General features: G+C 60.1%; 14 protein-coding genes. 6 read left to right on the top strand and 8 right to left on the bottom strand.

Annotation, left to right across the window (positions count from 1 at the left end):
* Window positions 1–112: 112 nt before the first annotated feature.
* On the bottom strand, window positions 113–946 hold the full coding sequence (locus AC2FF8_RS13760; RefSeq protein ID WP_496879944.1) for a phytanoyl-CoA dioxygenase family protein: 834 nt from the start codon (window positions 944–946) through the stop codon (window positions 113–115).
* Window positions 947–1,161: 215 nt separating this feature from the next.
* Between AC2FF8_RS13760 and AC2FF8_RS13765 the strand changes: the two genes are divergently transcribed.
* Together AC2FF8_RS13765 and AC2FF8_RS13770 are read left to right on the top strand one after the other, a co-directional pair.
* A complete protein-coding gene (locus AC2FF8_RS13765) occupies window positions 1,162–1,650 on the top strand; it encodes a twin-arginine translocation pathway signal (RefSeq protein ID WP_496879945.1) in 489 nt (162 codons plus the stop codon).
* A gap of 5 nt (window positions 1,651–1,655) precedes the next feature.
* On the top strand, window positions 1,656–2,255 hold the full coding sequence (locus AC2FF8_RS13770) for a ferric reductase-like transmembrane domain-containing protein (protein WP_496879946.1): 600 nt from the start codon (window positions 1,656–1,658) through the stop codon (window positions 2,253–2,255).
* On the opposite strand, the gene argF is transcribed toward AC2FF8_RS13770, so the two are convergent.
* Window positions 2,252–3,178: an ornithine carbamoyltransferase gene (gene argF, locus AC2FF8_RS13775; RefSeq protein ID WP_496879947.1), complete on the bottom strand. Its 927-nt coding sequence runs from the start codon at window positions 3,176–3,178 to the stop codon at window positions 2,252–2,254. The genes AC2FF8_RS13770 and argF overlap by 4 nt on opposite strands.
* A 76-nt stretch (window positions 3,179–3,254) precedes the next feature.
* Complete coding sequence (locus AC2FF8_RS13780; protein WP_496879948.1) at window positions 3,255–4,442, bottom strand: aspartate aminotransferase family protein; 1,188 nt, start codon at window positions 4,440–4,442, stop codon at window positions 3,255–3,257.
* 273 nt (window positions 4,443–4,715) lie between these two features.
* On the opposite strand from AC2FF8_RS13780, the gene AC2FF8_RS13785 reads away from it, so the two are divergent.
* The gene (locus AC2FF8_RS13785; protein WP_496880055.1) at window positions 4,716–5,600 is read left to right on the top strand and encodes a DMT family transporter; all 885 of its coding nucleotides are present in this window, start codon (window positions 4,716–4,718) and stop codon (window positions 5,598–5,600) included.
* Window positions 5,601–5,675: 75 nt separating this feature from the next.
* On the opposite strand, the gene AC2FF8_RS13790 is transcribed toward AC2FF8_RS13785, so the two are convergent.
* A complete protein-coding gene (locus AC2FF8_RS13790; protein ID WP_170345040.1) occupies window positions 5,676–6,479 on the bottom strand; it encodes an ABC transporter permease in 804 nt (267 codons plus the stop codon).
* A gap of 126 nt (window positions 6,480–6,605) precedes the next feature.
* Here AC2FF8_RS13790 and AC2FF8_RS13795 point away from each other — a divergent pair, with 126 nt between their 5' ends.
* Window positions 6,606–7,181 carry a GcrA family cell cycle regulator gene (locus AC2FF8_RS13795; RefSeq protein WP_170345039.1) on the top strand — a complete coding sequence of 192 codons (576 nt, stop codon included), beginning with the start codon at window positions 6,606–6,608 and terminating at the stop codon, window positions 7,179–7,181.
* Window positions 7,182–7,787: 606 nt separating this feature from the next.
* Here AC2FF8_RS13795 and AC2FF8_RS13800 read toward each other — a convergent pair.
* The 4 genes from AC2FF8_RS13800 to AC2FF8_RS13815 form a co-directional block, all read right to left on the bottom strand.
* The gene (locus AC2FF8_RS13800) at window positions 7,788–8,336 is read right to left on the bottom strand and encodes a hypothetical protein (protein WP_496879949.1); all 549 of its coding nucleotides are present in this window, start codon (window positions 8,334–8,336) and stop codon (window positions 7,788–7,790) included.
* Window positions 8,337–8,521: 185 nt separating this feature from the next.
* Window positions 8,522–8,818 carry an antibiotic biosynthesis monooxygenase family protein gene (locus AC2FF8_RS13805; protein ID WP_496879950.1) on the bottom strand — a complete coding sequence of 99 codons (297 nt, stop codon included), beginning with the start codon at window positions 8,816–8,818 and terminating at the stop codon, window positions 8,522–8,524.
* A gap of 150 nt (window positions 8,819–8,968) precedes the next feature.
* A complete protein-coding gene (locus AC2FF8_RS13810) occupies window positions 8,969–10,045 on the bottom strand; it encodes a T6SS phospholipase effector Tle1-like catalytic domain-containing protein (protein ID WP_496879951.1) in 1,077 nt (358 codons plus the stop codon).
* Window positions 10,023–12,314, bottom strand: a complete 2,292-nt coding sequence (locus tag AC2FF8_RS13815) for a xanthine dehydrogenase family protein molybdopterin-binding subunit (RefSeq protein ID WP_496879952.1) — start codon at window positions 12,312–12,314, stop codon at window positions 10,023–10,025. Before AC2FF8_RS13815 ends, AC2FF8_RS13810 begins: the two co-directional genes overlap by 23 nt.
* A gap of 113 nt (window positions 12,315–12,427) precedes the next feature.
* Here AC2FF8_RS13815 and AC2FF8_RS13820 point away from each other — a divergent pair, with 113 nt between their 5' ends.
* Together AC2FF8_RS13820 and AC2FF8_RS13825 are read left to right on the top strand one after the other, a co-directional pair.
* Window positions 12,428–13,156, top strand: a complete 729-nt coding sequence (locus tag AC2FF8_RS13820; RefSeq protein WP_496879953.1) for a dienelactone hydrolase family protein — start codon at window positions 12,428–12,430, stop codon at window positions 13,154–13,156.
* A 79-nt stretch (window positions 13,157–13,235) separates the two neighbouring features.
* On the top strand, window positions 13,236–16,397 hold the full coding sequence (locus AC2FF8_RS13825; protein WP_496879954.1) for a valine--tRNA ligase: 3,162 nt from the start codon (window positions 13,236–13,238) through the stop codon (window positions 16,395–16,397).
* Window positions 16,398–16,531 lie beyond the last annotated feature (134 nt).

Here is a 16,531-nt window from a genome sequence, read left to right on the forward strand (position 1 = left end):
CTCCCTTCGTTGCAGGTGGCCAAGCCGTCTGCGTTCACTCAGGTAAGAAATAGCCGCGCAAAGCCGCCTATAAAGTGCACGATTGCACAGATTAAGTGCGGCGCCGTTTCGATCAACGCGGCCAGAGTTGCGGGAAAAACGGTCCGTCAATCCGATCCCCCTGACCATAGCCTGCTGCCTCGAACTGCGCGCGCTCGTCCTTGGCCCAGTCGCCGCGATATCGGATGACACCATCAGGCGCCGTCATGCGAAGGGTGAAGCGCCGCACCGTTTCCGACGGCGTGGTCGAGGACAACCCGTCATGCAGCGTTCGCATGTCGAAGAAAATGCAATCCCCAAGCTCCAGATCCCATTGCAGCAAGTCATACGCGCCGGGGTCGGCATTGACATCAGGTGGCGGGTGATAGGTCTGCCCGGCAACTTCGGTGGGTTGATGGCTGGGATGACCATCGGCAAACCGCACCCGCATGAACAGCTTGTCCCACAGGTGTGAGCCCTTCACGAAAGCGATGCCGTTTTCCTTGGTCACGGGTTCCAGCGGCAACCAAAGGACACACATCGTGCCTTCGAAGTCGAAGTAAGACAGATCCTGATGGAAGGGCGGGCGCGAGGTCGAGCCGGCCTCGCGCAGGAACCAGTTGTCCATGACAAGGTTGATGGATGGCGCCCCCAGCAACCCGGCAGCAAGCGGTGCGCAGGGGGAATTGTGAACGAATTCCTTGAATTGCGGGATCTTGTTCCAGGCCCAGTAGTCTTCGAAATAGCCCGGGGCGTTCGGATCCCTGGTATGACGGGTGAAATTGTCCGTCGGAGTGTCAAGGTCGGCGTCGATACCTGCGCGTAGCAATGACAACCAGTCAGATGAAAACTTCGACCGCAGAACAACAGCCCCATCGCGTTGGAAGGCGGCAATGTCTTCCTGTGTAACCAGATCTGCTGTCGTCATGGAAGGATCATCCCGATGTGTTTTGGTGGCCCCGAGCATCGCACCGCACAGCACGAGAGGTCAAAGAGATTCGTTTCGACGCACGGAATCAAACACAGAACCGTGAGGGTGCAGGTTTCCAACCGCGCACGCCCTCGGATTTTGAAAGAAACATGCTATGTTTCGGAAGGAAGCCGCAGACTGACAAGATTGGATCGCGTATTGGAGGTTTCTCGATGACAGATGCGTTGCTGTCCCGTCGTTCCCTGATCACCCAAGGTGCTGCCATTGTCGCAACCGGGGCCGCGGGACTTTTGGTGCCTGCCCGCGCAGCCGGGCTTGCGCCGACGCCTTCGATGCGGGGGGGATCAAACAACTATCGCCCCGGCGCGCCAATCGTGGACCGGATCGGTGGCGGCGGGTTCTGGATGACCGGCACCGTACGACGGGCGGGCGACGGCGCACCCCTGCCCGGCCAGCGCATTCAGATCTGGGCCCATACCACAGAAGGCCACGAACGTGACCCGCAAAGCCATGGGGCGACTTTGACGAATGAAAAGGGTGAATTCCGGCTGGAAATGCCGCAGATCGTTCCCGCATTCGGTCAACCGCACGGGCATCTGGCCTATGACAGCGACGCGTTCGAAACCGTGTTCCTGCGGCCTGTGATGTCCAATTCCAAGGACAAGACGCTGGCTGCGCATTTCGTGTTGCAACCGCTCTGATCCCGGTGATCCCAACCGGTGTCATCTGGGCGACACTGATCGCCGCCCTTGCCGTTCCGCTGATCGCTGCGGCAGGCAGCCCCTACCTTGCATGGCGCGATCCTGTCTACATCCTCGGCGGGTTTGCCGGGATTCTGAGCCTGGATCTGCTGTTGCTGCAACCGCTTCTGGCCGGGAGATACCTTCCGGGATTGTCGGTAATGATGAGCCGCCACCTTCACCGCTGGATCGGCCTGTCCCTGGTGCTGGCGATCGTGGTCCATGTCGCGGGATTGTGGCTTACCAGCCCGCCGGATGTGGTGGATGCATTGTTGTTCGTCTCTCCGACACCGTTCTCGGCCTGGGGCGTCATTGCCATGTGGACAGCTTTCGGGGCGGCCCTGATGGGTGTCTTCCGCCAGAACCTGCGCCTGCGATTTCGTCTTTGGCGGCTGAGCCACACCGTGCTGGCCGGGGTGACGATTGTCGGCAGCGTTGTTCACGCCATGCTGATCGAGGGCACGATGGAGATCATGACCAAAACGGCGCTCTGCGCACTGGTCCTGCTGGCGAGCGCAAGCGCACTCGCCAAGCTGAAGGTGTGGGAGATCCGTCGGCGTCCTTAAACGCCCAGGCACCAGCGCATGACCGCCTTCTGCGCGTGCAGGCGGTTTTCGGCCTCATCGAAAATGACCGAGTTCGGTCCGTCCATAACCTCGGAGGTCGCTTCTTCCTCGCGGTGGGCCGGCAGGCAATGCATGAACAGCGCATCCGGTTTGGCATGCGACATGAGTTCAGCGTTGACCTGATAGGGACGCAGCATGTTGTGGCGGCGTTCCTTGGCCGACTGGGAATCATGCATCGAAACCCAGGTGTCTGCGACGACGAGGTCGGCGCCTTCCACCGCTTTGTGCGGATCCCTTTCGATCAGGATTTTCGACCCTTTCTGGCGGGCAAACCCTATGAACTCTTCTTCCGGGTCAAGCTGAGCGGGGCCGGTGAAGGTCAGATCGAAGCCGAATTGACCGGCGGCGTGCAGGAAGGAGGCGCAGACATTGTTGCCATCGCCGGTCCAGACCACCTTTTTGCCGGCGATGGAGCCGCGGTGTTCCTCGAATGTCAGAACATCAGCCATGATCTGGCAAGGATGGGTGCGGTCGGTCAGGCCGTTGATCACCGGCACGTCCGAATATTCGGCCATTTCGGTCAGGATGGTTTCATCAAAGGTGCGGATCATGATCATGTCGACATAGCGCGACAGCACGCGGGCGGTGTCGGCGATGGTTTCTCCGTGACCCAACTGCATGTCCTTGCCGGACAGCACCATGGTTTGCCCGCCCATCTGGCGCACGCCCACATCGAAAGACACGCGCGTCCGCGTCGAGGGCTTTTCGAAGATCAGTGCGACCATGCGGCCCGCCAGCGGCTGTTCGTCGTCGGGCGCGGCCTTGGGGCGGCCCAACCGGGCCTGTTTCATCGCTCCGGCCTGGTCGATCATGGACCGCAGCGCGGCGGCGTCGGTTTTGTGGATGTCGAGAAAATGATTCATGTCGGTTCGTTTCCTGGCTGTCGGTTGCCGGGGGCGCTGCCCCCGGACCCCCGGAGTATTTGGGAAAAAATGAAGATCAGGCGGTTTGGAGCTGGGTCTCGATCTGCTGAGCGGCCTTGTCGAGACGGATCATGGCCTGAGCGATATCGTCCTCGGTCAGGGTCAGCGGCGGCAGCAGACGGATCACGTTGTCGGCGGCGGGAACGGTGATAACTTCGTTGTCATACCCAGCGTTGACCACGTCGATATTTGTCGGCTTGCATTTCAGGCCGAGCATCAGGCCCGATCCGCGGACCTCTTCGAACACGTCGGGATGATCGGCGACGAGGCCTTCGAGTTTCTGGCGCAAGAGGCCCGCCTTGCGGTTGACGCCTTCGAGAAAGGCCGGGGTTGCGACCTGGTCGATCACCGCGCAGCCCACCGCGCAGCCCAACGGGTTGCCACCATATGTCGAGCCGTGGGTGCCTGCGGTCATACCGGATGCCGCGTCTTCTGTCGCCAGCACCGCCCCCAGCGGGAAGCCCCCGCCGATGCCCTTGGCGACCATCATGATATCAGGGGTGATCCCTGCCCACTCATGCGCGAACAGCTTGCCGGTGCGGCCAACGCCGCATTGGACTTCATCAAGGATCAGAAGCAGCCCGTTGTCGTCGCAGATCTGACGCAAGGCCCTGAGTTCAGCGTCGGGGACCGGGCGGATGCCGCCCTCGCCTTGGATGGGCTCGATCAGGATCGCGGCGGTCTCATCGGTGATGGCGTCGGTCACGCCGTCGAGATCGCCGAAGGCCACATGCACGAAACCCGGCAGAAGCGGGCCGAAGCCTTTGGTCATTTTCTCGGACCCGGCAGCCGCGATACCGGCTGACGACCGGCCGTGGAAGGAACCGTCGAAGGTGATGATCTCAACCCGCTCGGGCTGACCTTTGTCATAGAAATACTTGCGGGCCATTTTCACGGCCAGTTCGCAGGATTCCGTGCCGGAGTTCGTGAAGAAAACCGTATCGGCAAAACTGTGTTCCACCAGCTTGTCAGCCAACGCCTGTTGCTGAGGAATGTTGTACAGGTTCGAAACATGCCACAGCGCATGGGCCTGGTCAGTCAGCGCGGCCACCAAGGCCGGATGGGCGTGGCCCAGCGCGTTCACCGCGATCCCTGCGCCGAGGTCCAGAAAACGTCGGCCATCCGCCTCGGTCAGCCAGGCGCCTTCGCCCTTCACGAATGTCAGGGGCGCACGGTTGTAGGTCGGCAGAACGGACGGGATCATGGGATCATCCTTTTCAGGTGGTATGAGCCTCGTGAGTGATACACGAAGGCCCGGTTCGTCAACAATTTTGGTGAGGTCTGTGCCGATTTGCCGGGCACACGAGATCAAACCGGCCGGTTACGCAAAGATGCGTCGGCGTCGGAGCAGTTGGATATGCACATGTTTGATCATGGCCGTCCGTATAGCGATGCTTGCGCAGGTTGGGAAGCCGGTATTTTGAAGCGATCCAATTTTGCCCTTGCCAACGCCCGCGCAACCGCGCACCGCTTGGCCATGTTCGAACCCAAACACCATAATCCACCGCTTGCGGCCGCGCATATCTTTGTCGCCACCGCCTTTATCGCGGCCACGACGCTGCTGGCCAAGGCGCTGGGGACGGATGCGTTGGGCCCGCCCTTGCACGCCATGCAGATCAGTCACGGGCGGTTTCTGTTTGCCCTGCTGGCGATCCTGCTGGCGGTCGCAATTCTGCGGCCCCGGCTGGTGCGGCCCCATTGGGGTCTTCACGTCGGGCGGACCAGTTTCGGCTGGGCGGGGGTGACACTGATGTTCGCCTCGGTTGCTTTCATTCCGATGGCGGATGCGACGGCGATATCCTTTCTGAACCCTGTTTTCGGTATGGTGCTGGCCATTCCGCTGCTGCAAGAGCGGGTTGGTCCGTGGCGCTGGCTGGCGGCGGCTGTTGCCTTGACGGGCGCGATGATCCTGCTGCGTCCGACCCCCGCCAGTTTTCAGCCCGCTGCCCTTCTGGCGCTGGCGGCGGCTGCGCTGATCGGGATGGAACTGATTTTCATCAAGAAGCTTTCCGGGCGCGAGCCACCAATGCAGATCCTGCTGATCAACAACGCGATGGGGCTGGTGATCGCCACGATAGCCGTCAGCTTCGTCTTTCAGATGCCGACCCCGCAGCAGTGGGCAGCATTGTTGGGGATCGGCGTTCTGATGGCCTGCGCGCAGGCCTGTTTCGTCAACGGCATGGCGCGGGCGGACGCATCTTTTGTGGCCCCGATCAGCTATGCCACACTGATCTTTGCCGCCCTTTACGACTTTGCGGTCTTTGATGTGATCCCCGACTGGATCAGTCTGGTCGGGTCCGCAACCCTCCTGGCCGGCGGGCTGATCCTGGTCTGGCGAGAAGCCGTGCAACGCCGCGCCTGAGGGCCTGCCCAACACGACGGGAACGGGTGCGCCTGCATCCCGGCCCTTGCAACCGGCCGCGATGGCCGGGCCTCCTTAAGCCTTGAGGCGATATCCGGTGCGCAGCATCAGCCAGGTGATGGCTCCGATCACGAGTGTCGCAAACGTACAGACCGCCATTCCCAGCCACGGAGAGCTGTCGGACACCCCGATCATGCCATACCGCAAGCCATCGATCAGATAGAACACCGGGTTCAGATGGGTCAGGCGGTTCAGCAAGGGCGGCAATGCCTCGACCGAGTAGAACGTGCCCGACAGGAAGGCCAGCGGCGTGACGATAAAGTTGGTGATCGCGGCCATCTGGTCGAACTTGTTGGCAAAGATACCCGCAAACAGACCCAAGGCGCCCATGAACGCGCCGCCCAGAACGACAAAGGTCAGCGCGATCAACGGGTGCTGAGGCGCGATGGAGAGCAAGACCAGGAACGCAATCGAGATCACCAGTGCAATCATCACGCCGCGGGCAATGCCACCCGCGAGATAGCCCAGCAGAATCTCGAGCGGTGACAGCGGTGGCATCAATGTATCAACGATGTTGCCTTGCACCTTGGCGATCACCATCGAGGACGAGGTATTGGCAAAGGCGTTCTGGATCACCGTCATCATCATGATCCCCGGTGCCAGAAACATCACGAACGGCACGCCCATGACATCTGGTCGGCTGGGTCCAATGGCGATGGTGAAGATCAACAGGAACAACCCCGCCGTAACCAGAGGTGCAAGAACCGTCTGGGTCCAGACGGCCAGAAAGCGCAGGGTTTCGCGCTGCGCCAGCGTGTACAGGCCCATCCAGTTGACTGCTCCGAAGCGACGCGCGGTCTGATCTGCGGGATTCTGCATGTTTTGCCCTCAAACTGATTCGAAGACAGCTTGTAACTCGGGCAGCAGTGTTTAGAATAGGGGGCTGAGACGAATTCCCAAGGCGGCCCGAATCCGGGGCCGCTTTCCGCTTTTGAAAGGCTAACGATGTCCTGGACAGACGAGCGTGTAGAACTGCTGAAGAAGATGTGGGGCGAAGGCCAGTCGGCCAGCCAGATTGCCAAGGAACTGGGCGGCGTGACCCGCAATGCGGTGATCGGCAAGGTGCACCGCCTGGGCCTGTCCAACCGGACGGCAGGCGCATCCCCGGCCAAGGCGGAACCGAAAGAAAAACCGGCGCCCGCCCCCAAGGCCGAGGCCAAACCCAAACCTGCGCCCAAGACCGAACCGGCGCGTCCGGCCCCGGCCCCGACCGCCGAGGCGAAACCGGTCGTTCCGGCCCGCCGTCAGATTATCCCCGCCGGTCAGCCGCTGCCACCGCAGCCGTCGGCCAATGAGATCAGCCCCGAAGCGCTGGCCAAGGTCAACGAGATCGAAAAAAAGGCCAAGAAGCTGACTCTGATGGAATTGACCGAGAAAACCTGCAAGTGGCCCGTGGGCGACCCCGCGACCGAGGATTTCTGGTTCTGCGGCCTTCCGGTTGAGGCGGGCAAACCCTATTGCGAGGCGCATGTGGGCGTGGCCTTCCAGCCGATGAGCTCGCGCAGGGATCGTCGGCGGTAATTGCGAACACAAGAACCTAAATCATGTCTATGGAACGTGAAAAGGGCGCAGGCGTTTCGCCACGCCTCTTACCGGAGGCGTTGCATAGTCAAGAACGACGCAAGGCGTAACGGGTTCTTGCAAAGAAAACACCCTCGCTGAATGCTGCGAGGGTGTTTTAATTCGGAGCGTCAGCTTTGCGGACAAAGCAGAAGTATGAACTCGGCCGCGAGAAAACCTGCGTACACATCTGGCAAACAGGCTCAATGCTGTGATCAGAACCTGACCCTAAACGCCAGCCCAACCAATGGCGCTGTTTCATAGCTCTGACGACTAATTTCCGCTCCATTCGCATCATCTAGCGTCAGAAGGCCGTCAAATTCTGCGCCTGCAAATACGCTCAATGAAACCCCAGGATTCGGGTTGTACCCAACAGAAAGAACTACAGGGATACTCTTATCTTCACCTACTCCACCCGGGGCAAGGTCACTCCCATCCAACCTGAATCGAATCCTTTCCGACCGCGCGGTCAACGATAGGTCTATCGTGTCATTCAACGCATAACTCAGTGTCAATCCGGGACCTTGCGTCGCTCCTACACCAGAGCCAGTGTTCAAGTTCCAGCGATCATTTATGTCCCAGTCGATCAGCAAAGCCGGAAAAAAAATCTGCACTGCCATCGTCAAATTGAGAAAACGCACCAAAGGCCGGGCCTATCGTCAGGCGCTCGCTCAGTTGCCAAGCAATACCAGCAAAAACACCATAGGTTCTGCCGTCAGATGAGGAGGCCCCGCTTTGATAGTCCCACCTGATTTGTGGCGACACAAAAACCGTTGTAGTATCACCCACACGAAACCGGACAGGAACAGCAATACGAAGGTCACGGATGTTTTCCCAGGGCTGGTTGTTCGGTTGGCTGAAGTTATAGTCCAGCTTGCCAAAGCTGGTGGAAAGCCCAACGGAGTTTCCTTCTTCCAGATTGTAAAGTGCGGTGACACGTAGAAATGTTCGACTTGCAGAGAACTCGCCACCGTCACTCAACTCCGCGTCCCCTTGAAACGCGGCAAGCCCATCAATCTGATACGCCCAACCTAGCCGGGGCTGTGCAGCAGAGGGAAACGCTATGAACCCTAGGGAAACAGTTCCGAAGCAGCACGTTAGAATAAGGTTTTTCATAGGACATTTCCTACGTGACGCTGAATTTCCTTTGGGTCGACATTCCTGAACGAGCGGTTCGAGTCCTTTAAAGTCTGCTAGGCAGGACGAAGCAACCTTTCGCAATTCGTTGAACAAAACCCGAACATTCAGCGCCAATGACAGGCGCTTGGACTGCGCATTTTGTTTCGAAATTTCGCCTAGTTTCAACTCTCAACCAGCTCATAGTGCTTAATCGTTCTGGCTTCGACCAATTCGGCTTCTGCCGCATCGATATGTGGCGACTGGTAGTCTTCCCCAACAAAGGCTTTCAGAGAGGCAAGGTCTTTCCAGATCATCACGAAACTGAACTCTCTCGGACTATCTGAGCGAGATGCACCGGGAAGAACTTGTACGATACCCTTGGTCCCCCTCATTAATGGAACAGCGGTATTGTGAAAGAACTCACCGAACTCCTTTTCCTTACCTTCTCGAACCAATACCTGAAAAATGCGCATAATCATCTTACCACTCCTTTTGGTTTGGCGGGGTCTCCGTCTGCATGATCGCCTCAAGATCAACTCATAGCAGCACGGCTTAAAAATGTCGCCTATGGGCTCGATCCTGACATTGAGGTGTCGGTGATCTTGGAGTCACTGGCACATGGTAGCCTTTCACTGCGCGGGATGTGTCGGCAGGTTCGGCATCGCCACCCATCCGGGCAGTTCGTCCGGCGAAACGGAAACATGCAGGCGTTCTGACGGGTCCTGCCCGACCTTGCGGTGCTTTCGCAGCAGGAAAATCTTGCCCCAGCCGCGCCATGTGCCAACCGACGGCGCATGGGGATCAATTGGAAACCGATCGCGCCAGCCGTCGGGCAAGGGCAGACCGTGCAATTCCGCCTTGTCCAGCATCCAGATCAGGGAAATGTTGCTCAGCGGCCGCGCCTCTTCGTAGCCGTTCAATTGGCCACCTATGTCGCCGTGGGTTCCGCGGAACCAGACCTGTTCCACATGACCCTTGAACTCGGGCGTGCAGGTCCACAGAACTGGTTCGAACACTTCGCGCGTCTCATCCAGCGCCATGGCGTGATACCCATGACGGGTGGCCGGGCCCAGCTCATGGTTGTGAAAGGCGTGCTTATCCTCGGCCCAGCGCCACAGCAGCGGCAGACGCAATCCCAGCGCCTTGACCGTGTCCCAGACGCCGATCATCTCGATCTCGACCCCTTCGTGGCAGAAACGTCGGCGGAATTCGCTGGCGGCGATGCCGTCTGGATTGCATTCATAGTGGCGGTACGCTTGCAGTATGTTTCGTTCGGTGGCGTGTTCCGCCTTGAGCAGGCCGATCATGTCGATCACGCCGGCCAGACTGCGCACGCCATAGGCACCGCGCGAATAACCGATGAAAAAGATCTTGTCGCCCGGCTTGTAGCGGGACGCCAAATACCCATAGGCGCGGCGGATCTGGCGGTTGATGCCCCGGCCCATCATCACGTCCAGCGAGGACTTCCAGCTTTCCCACTGCACCCCTGCCTCGTAGAACACCGAAACCTTGCTGCCCATCTCACAGCACAGGCGAAATGTCTGACCGGCATGGGTTTCAAATCCGGGCTCGAGGGTGGACATGGTGCCATCAAGGATGATGACATGGCTGATCGGTTCGCGGTGCCGCGTCTCGGCGGAATGCTCGGACCGCAAAGGCCGCCCGAGCCATCCCAGAACCTTTCTACTCAGCCGCGACAGATTCATGCGTCAGCAATTCCCATACTCTTTGAGGTGTGAAAGGCATGTCCGCCTGCCGCACCCCGTGATCCCAGAGCGCATCCTGAACCGCGTTTGCCACAGCGGCCAGCGCGCCCACGGTGCCAGCCTCGCCACACCCTTTCATCCCCATCGGGTTTGAAGTTGACGGGACCGGCGCCGAGGTAAACTTAATCATGGGTATGTCGGTTGCACGGGGCAAGGCGTAATCCATAAACGAAGCCGTGAGCAGTTGCCCATGTGCATCGTGCACGACATGTTCGGTCAGGGCCTGCCCGATTCCCTGCACCACCCCGCCATGCACCTGCCCTTCGGCCAGCATCGGATTGATAAGATTGCCAAAATCGTCAACCACGGTGTAGCGGTCCACCCAGGTTTCGCCGGTGTAGGAATCGATCACGACTTCGGCAACATGCGCGCCGTTCGGGTAGCTGCGCGCATCCAGGTTGGCGCGGGCCTCATGTTGCAGCAGATCCGTTCGACCATCGGCACGCGCCATCTCGGCGGCTTCGGTCAGGGTCGGCGTCAGGTTGGAGCCCGGCGCGCGGAATGTCTCGTGGTCAAAACTCACATCACTTTCCTCGACCCCCATCTTATCGGCAAGATAAGGCGTGAATGCGGCGATCATTTTGTCAATCGTGACCAGGGTGGCGGTGCTTTGCACAGTGACCGAGCGGGACCCGCCAGTGCCGCCGCCATGGGCAAGCCGGTCGGTATCGCCCTGTATGACGGTGATCTTGTCCATGGGGATTCCCGTCTGATCCGACAGGAACTGGGCGTACACCGTCTCATGCCCCTGCCCGTTCGATTGTGTGCCGACGTAAAGATTCACCGTTCCATCCTCGCAAAACGCGACCTTCGCGTTTTCGGAAGGGTCCCCCAAAATGCTTTCGATATAGTAACAGAGACCCTGCCCCCGGATCAGCCCGCGTTCGGCATCCGCGGCCTTGCGGGCCTCGAACCCGGTAGTCTGGTCAGCCGCACGGGTGAGAACCATGTCGAAATCACCGACATCAAACGTCTCGCCGGTGGAGGAGGTGTAGGGGAAATCGCCGGGACGGATGAAATTCCTGCGCCGCAGCTCCCACGGGTCGACGCCCAGTTCGCGCGCGGCGCGATCCATCGCGCGTTCAAGCACGTAAATCGCCTCGGGCCGACCTGCACCGCGATACGCGTCGACCTGCGTCGTGTTCGTATAGAAGCCTTCAACCCGCAGATAAGTGGTCTGGACGTCATAGACACCCATCAACACCTTGCTGAACAGGCTGGTCTGGATCGCCTGACCGAAGTGGCTGTTATAGGCGCCAAGATTCACCTTGCTGTGGACCCGGTAGGCAATGATCTTGTGATCGGCGTCAAAGGCCAGCTCGGCCAGCGAGGTCAGATCCCGGCCATGATGATCAGACAGCATCGCCTCGGACCGGTCGGACATCCAGTGCACCGGCCGACCCAGCTTCATCGCCGCCACGGAGACGCAGAAATATTCAGGGTATGGCATCACTTTCATACCGAACCCGCCACCGACATCCGGGGTCGTGACGCGTATGTCTTCCGCATCCAGTTTCAGCTTTTGTGCCAGTTGGGCCTTCATCGCCCAGACGCCCTGACCTCCGTAAGAGAAATGCAGACGCCCCTCGGACCAATCGGCCTGGCAGCCACGCGGTTCAAGCGAACTGATGATGACCCTGTTGTCGACGACGTTCAGCGACACGGTATGCGCGGCGGCCTGAAAGGCAGCCTCGGTCGCGGTTTCGTCGCCCAATCCCCAATCAAAAGCACGGTTCTCGGGCGCTTCCGCGTGCAGGGTCTCTCCCCCTGCATCGACGTCCAGTTTGGCCGGGCGTTCTTCTGTATCCATCCAGATCAACTCGACCGCGTCTTGCGCCTGCGTCAGCGTATCCGCAATGACAACTGCCACCGGCTCGCCCACGAAACGCACGCGATCCTTGGCCAGCATGTGCCGGTCCGGCGCAGCCGCCTTGGACCCATCGCGGTTTTGCAGGACGGCCGCATTCAGCACCGTGTCGATGCCTGATGCGGCCAGGTCCTCCAGCGTCATGACCAGCCGAACGCCGTCGGCATTCCGCGCGGCCTCGACATCCAGAGACGTGATGTCACCATGCGCCACCGGGCTGCGGTAGAAAGCGGCAAACAAAGCGTTCCCGGGCACCGCATCATCCATGTAACGCCCCTGCCCGGTAAGGAACCGTTGATCCTCGGTCCGTTTCACCGGCTGGCTTCTGCCGAACTTTTCCATGGGTGGCCCTCCTGCGCGATCTCAGGGGCGAGCCTAGCCCGCGACCCGGCGATGTCCAGCGGGGTTCACCGAAATTCGTTTGCGCGCAAAGGATGTTCGGATAGCCTTGGGCCATGAACTGGGCGCATGATACCGTTTTTCCCTTCTCTGCCCCGATGACCACCGGGCAGACGACCACACATGACGTTTATGTCGGCGGTGAAGGCCCACCGATCCTGATCCTTCAGGAACTGCCAGGGATCGGGCCAGAAACGCTGGCGTTGTCCGCAAAGCTCAATACATCCGGCTTTCGCGTCTACCTGCCTCATTTGTTTGGAACCTATGGCAAAGTTGAAATGGCAAAGAACATGGCCCGGTTGTTCTGCGTGCGGCGCGAGTTCAGCATTTTCGCCCGTGGCAGGCAGAGCCCCATTGCAGGATGGATGCGCGCCTTGACCCGTGAAATCAAGCAGCGCGAAAACAGCGCCGGTGTGGGCGTCATCGGCATGTGCCTGACCGGCAGTTTCGCCCTTACCCTCATGGCCGAAGACGCCGTTCTGGGCGGGGTCGCCAGCCAACCTGCGCTGCCGATCCTCGGGGGCCGTCATCTGCACATGAGCGCTGAAGACATCGGCGCGGCCTCTGCGGGTATGGCCGCGAAAGGCCCCGGCCTGGCGATGCGGTATTCAGAAGACAGGCTTGCCCCCAAGAAACTGATGCGGGCGCTTGAACAGGCGTTCGGCGATCTGCTGGAAACGGTCGAATATCCCGGCAAGGATCATTCGCTGTTGACGCTGGATTTTCATGAACCCGCCTATCAACGCGTTGACGCCTATTTCAAAGCACGCTTTGGCGTGGCTTAGGCGCACTAGGCCTTCCCCTTGCCGCGCGCATTCGCTATTGCAGGCGCTGACCCGAATTTGTTGACGCAGGACGCATCCCATGGCGATGGAAAAGACATTCAACGCGGCCGAGGCCGAGGCCCGCATTTATGAGGCCTGGGAACAGGCCGGAGCCTTCAAGGCAGGCGCGAACAAATCGCGCGACGAGAGCTTTTGCATCATGATCCCGCCGCCGAACGTGACCGGTGCGCTGCATGTGGGCCATGCGTTCAACAACACTCTACAGGACATCCTGATCCGCTGGCACCGGATGCGTGGCTTTGACACGTTGTGGCAGCCCGGGCAGGACCACGCCGGCATCGCAACCCAGATGCAGGTCGAGAAGATGTTGGCCGCCACCCAACAACCCAGCCGCAACGAATTGGGCCGCGAAAAGTTTCTGGAGAAAGTCTGGGAATGGAAGGGTGAATACGGCGGCACCATCATCGAGCAGCTGAAGCGCCTCGGCTCTTCCTGTGACTGGTCGCGCAACGCATTTACCATGGCCGGTGCGGCGGGCGATCCGCGCACGGGCCACGAAAACAGCCCCAACTTCCACGACGCGGTGATCAAGGTTTTTGTCGACATGTACGACAAGGGCCTGATCTACCGCGGCAAGCGGCTGGTCAACTGGGACCCGCATTTCGAAACCGCGATATCGGACCTCGAGGTCGAGAATATCGAGGTTGCCGGGCATATGTGGCACTTCAAATACCCTTTGGCTGGCGGTGAGACATATGAGTATTTGGAAAAAGATGAAGATGGGAACGTGATCTTCCGCGAGGAGCGTGATTATATTTCCATTGCCACCACCCGCCCCGAGACCATGCTGGGCGACGGCGCGGTTGCGGTGCACCCCTCGGACGAACGCTATGCGCCGATTGTCGGCAAGCTGTGCGAAATCCCGGTTGGTCCGAAAGAGCATCGCCGCCAGATCCCGATCATCACCGATGACTACCCCGATCCGAATTTCGGCTCGGGCGCGGTGAAGATCACCGGCGCGCATGACTTCAACGACAACATGGTCGCCAAACGCGGCGGTATTCCGATGTATCGCCTGATGGACACCAAGGGCGCGATGCGAGCCGATGGAGCCCCTTACGCAGACGAGGCAGGCAAGGCACAGGAATACGCGCGCGGCCGCGCCTTCACCGAGAACGAAATCGACGCGATCAATCTGGTGCCGGATCATCTGCGCGGCCTCGACCGGTTCGAAGCGCGGGCCAAGGTGGTGGAAGAGATCACGGCTGATGGTCTGGCCGTGATGACCCGCGCGGATGATCCGCGTCTGGGCTCGACCGCTTTGAAGCCGGATCAGGAAGGGGCCGACAAATTGGTGCCGCTGGTCGAGAGCAAACCGATCATGCAGCCCTTCGGCGACCGGTCGAAGGTGGTGATCGAGCCGATGTTCACCGATCAGTGGTTCGTGGATGCCGAAAAGGTCGTCGGCCCCGCGCTGGACGCGGTCAAGGACGGCACGGTCAAGATCATCCCCGAGTCGGGCGAGAAGACCTATTACCACTGGCTGGAAAATATCGAGCCCTGGTGCATCAGCCGCCAGCTGTGGTGGGGACATCAGATTCCGGTGTGGTATGGGCTCGATCTGTCCGCGGAAGACTTCATTGACGACGAGAATGATGGCGACCTTGATCTGGTTGAATTGGGCCGGTTGCTGAACGAAGGCGGCATGCTGCACCGTGGCAATGTCATGGAATGTGCCGCGAGCTTTGAGGCCGTTACCGAAAAGTTCCTTGACGACAATGCGGACATTCCCAGCCCTCTGAGCCACGCGACCGTGATCGAAGTCGCCGACAAGCAGGAGGCGATCCATCGGTTCGCCGAAAGCCTGGCGCAGTACGCCGTTGATCAGGATCCGACCAAGCTGGTCTATCCGGTTTGGCGCGACCCGGATGTGCTGGATACCTGGTTCTCCTCCGGCCTCTGGCCCATCGGCACGCTGGGCTGGCCCGAACAGACCGAGGAGTTGCAGCGCTACTTCCCCACCGATGTCCTGATCACCGGTTTTGACATCCTGTTCTTCTGGGTCGCCCGGATGATGATGATGCAATTGGCCGTGGTCGATCAGGTCCCGTTCCACACCGTCTACCTGCACCAGCTCGTCCGCGACGAGAAGGGCAAGAAGATGTCCAAGACCACCGGCAACGTCATCGATCCGCTGGAAATCGTGGACGAGTTCGGCGCCGACGCGCTGCGCTTTACCAACGCTTCGATGGCGGCCATCGGCGGTGTGTTGAAACTGTCGCGCGAACGTATCACCGGTTATCGCAACTTTGGCACCAAGCTGTGGAACGCCGTCCGCTTTGCCGAAATGAACGAGGTCTTCACCGACGCAGTGCCGCAACTGGACGGGGCTGACCTGAACCCCAAAGCCGCCGTCAACCGCTGGATCATCGGCGAAACCGCCCGCGTGCGCGAAGAGGTCGATGCGGCGCTGGACAGCTATCGCTTCAACGATGCCGCCAACGGGCTCTATGCTTTCGTCTGGGGCAAGGTCTGTGACTGGTACGTGGAACTGTCCAAGCCACTGCTGCAAGGCGACGATGCCGAGGCCCAGGCCGAGACCCGCGCCACAATGCGCTGGGTTCTGGACCAGTGCATGGTCCTGCTGCACCCGATCATGCCCTTCATCACCGAGGAACTGTGGGGCCTGACGGGTAGCCGCGCCAAAATGCTGGTGCATGCCGACTGGCCAACCTATGCCGCCGCCGATCTGGTCGATGCCGACGCGGATCGCGAGATGAACTGGGTGATCTCGGTGATCGAGAACACCCGCTCGGCCCGCGCCCAGATGCGCGTTCCGGCTGGTCTTTATGTGCCGATGCTGGTGACCGAGATCGACGCCCACGGCCAGGCCGCCTGGGACCGAAACGAGGCGCTGATAAAGCGGTTGGCGCGGATCGACAGCCTGACCAAAGCGGATGAACTGCCCAAGGGCACGATCTCGATTGCCGCCCCCGGAGCCTCCTTTGGCCTGCCGCTGGCGGATATCATCGACATCGGCGCGGAAAAGGAACGGTTGGAAAAGGCCAGGGCCAAGCTGGCCAAGGAACTGGGCGGCCTGCGCGGCCGTCTGAACAACCCGAAATTCGTGGCCTCGGCGCCCGCAGAAGTCGTGGAAGAGGCCAAAGCCAACCTCGCCGCCCGCGAAGAGGAAGAAGCGAAACTGAACGAGGCGCTTGCTCGACTGACCGAAATCGCCTGATCTTCATCTTTTTCCAAATACTCAAATCCAGAACCCCGCCGCGACCACAACGGCGGGGTTTTGTTGTGCGCGATGAGACCTTGCCCGACCCTACCCCCGCTTGTTAGCAATCAGCGAACACATAATTCCGAGGC

Source organism: Ruegeria sp. YTSA144, from assembly GCF_059610125.1.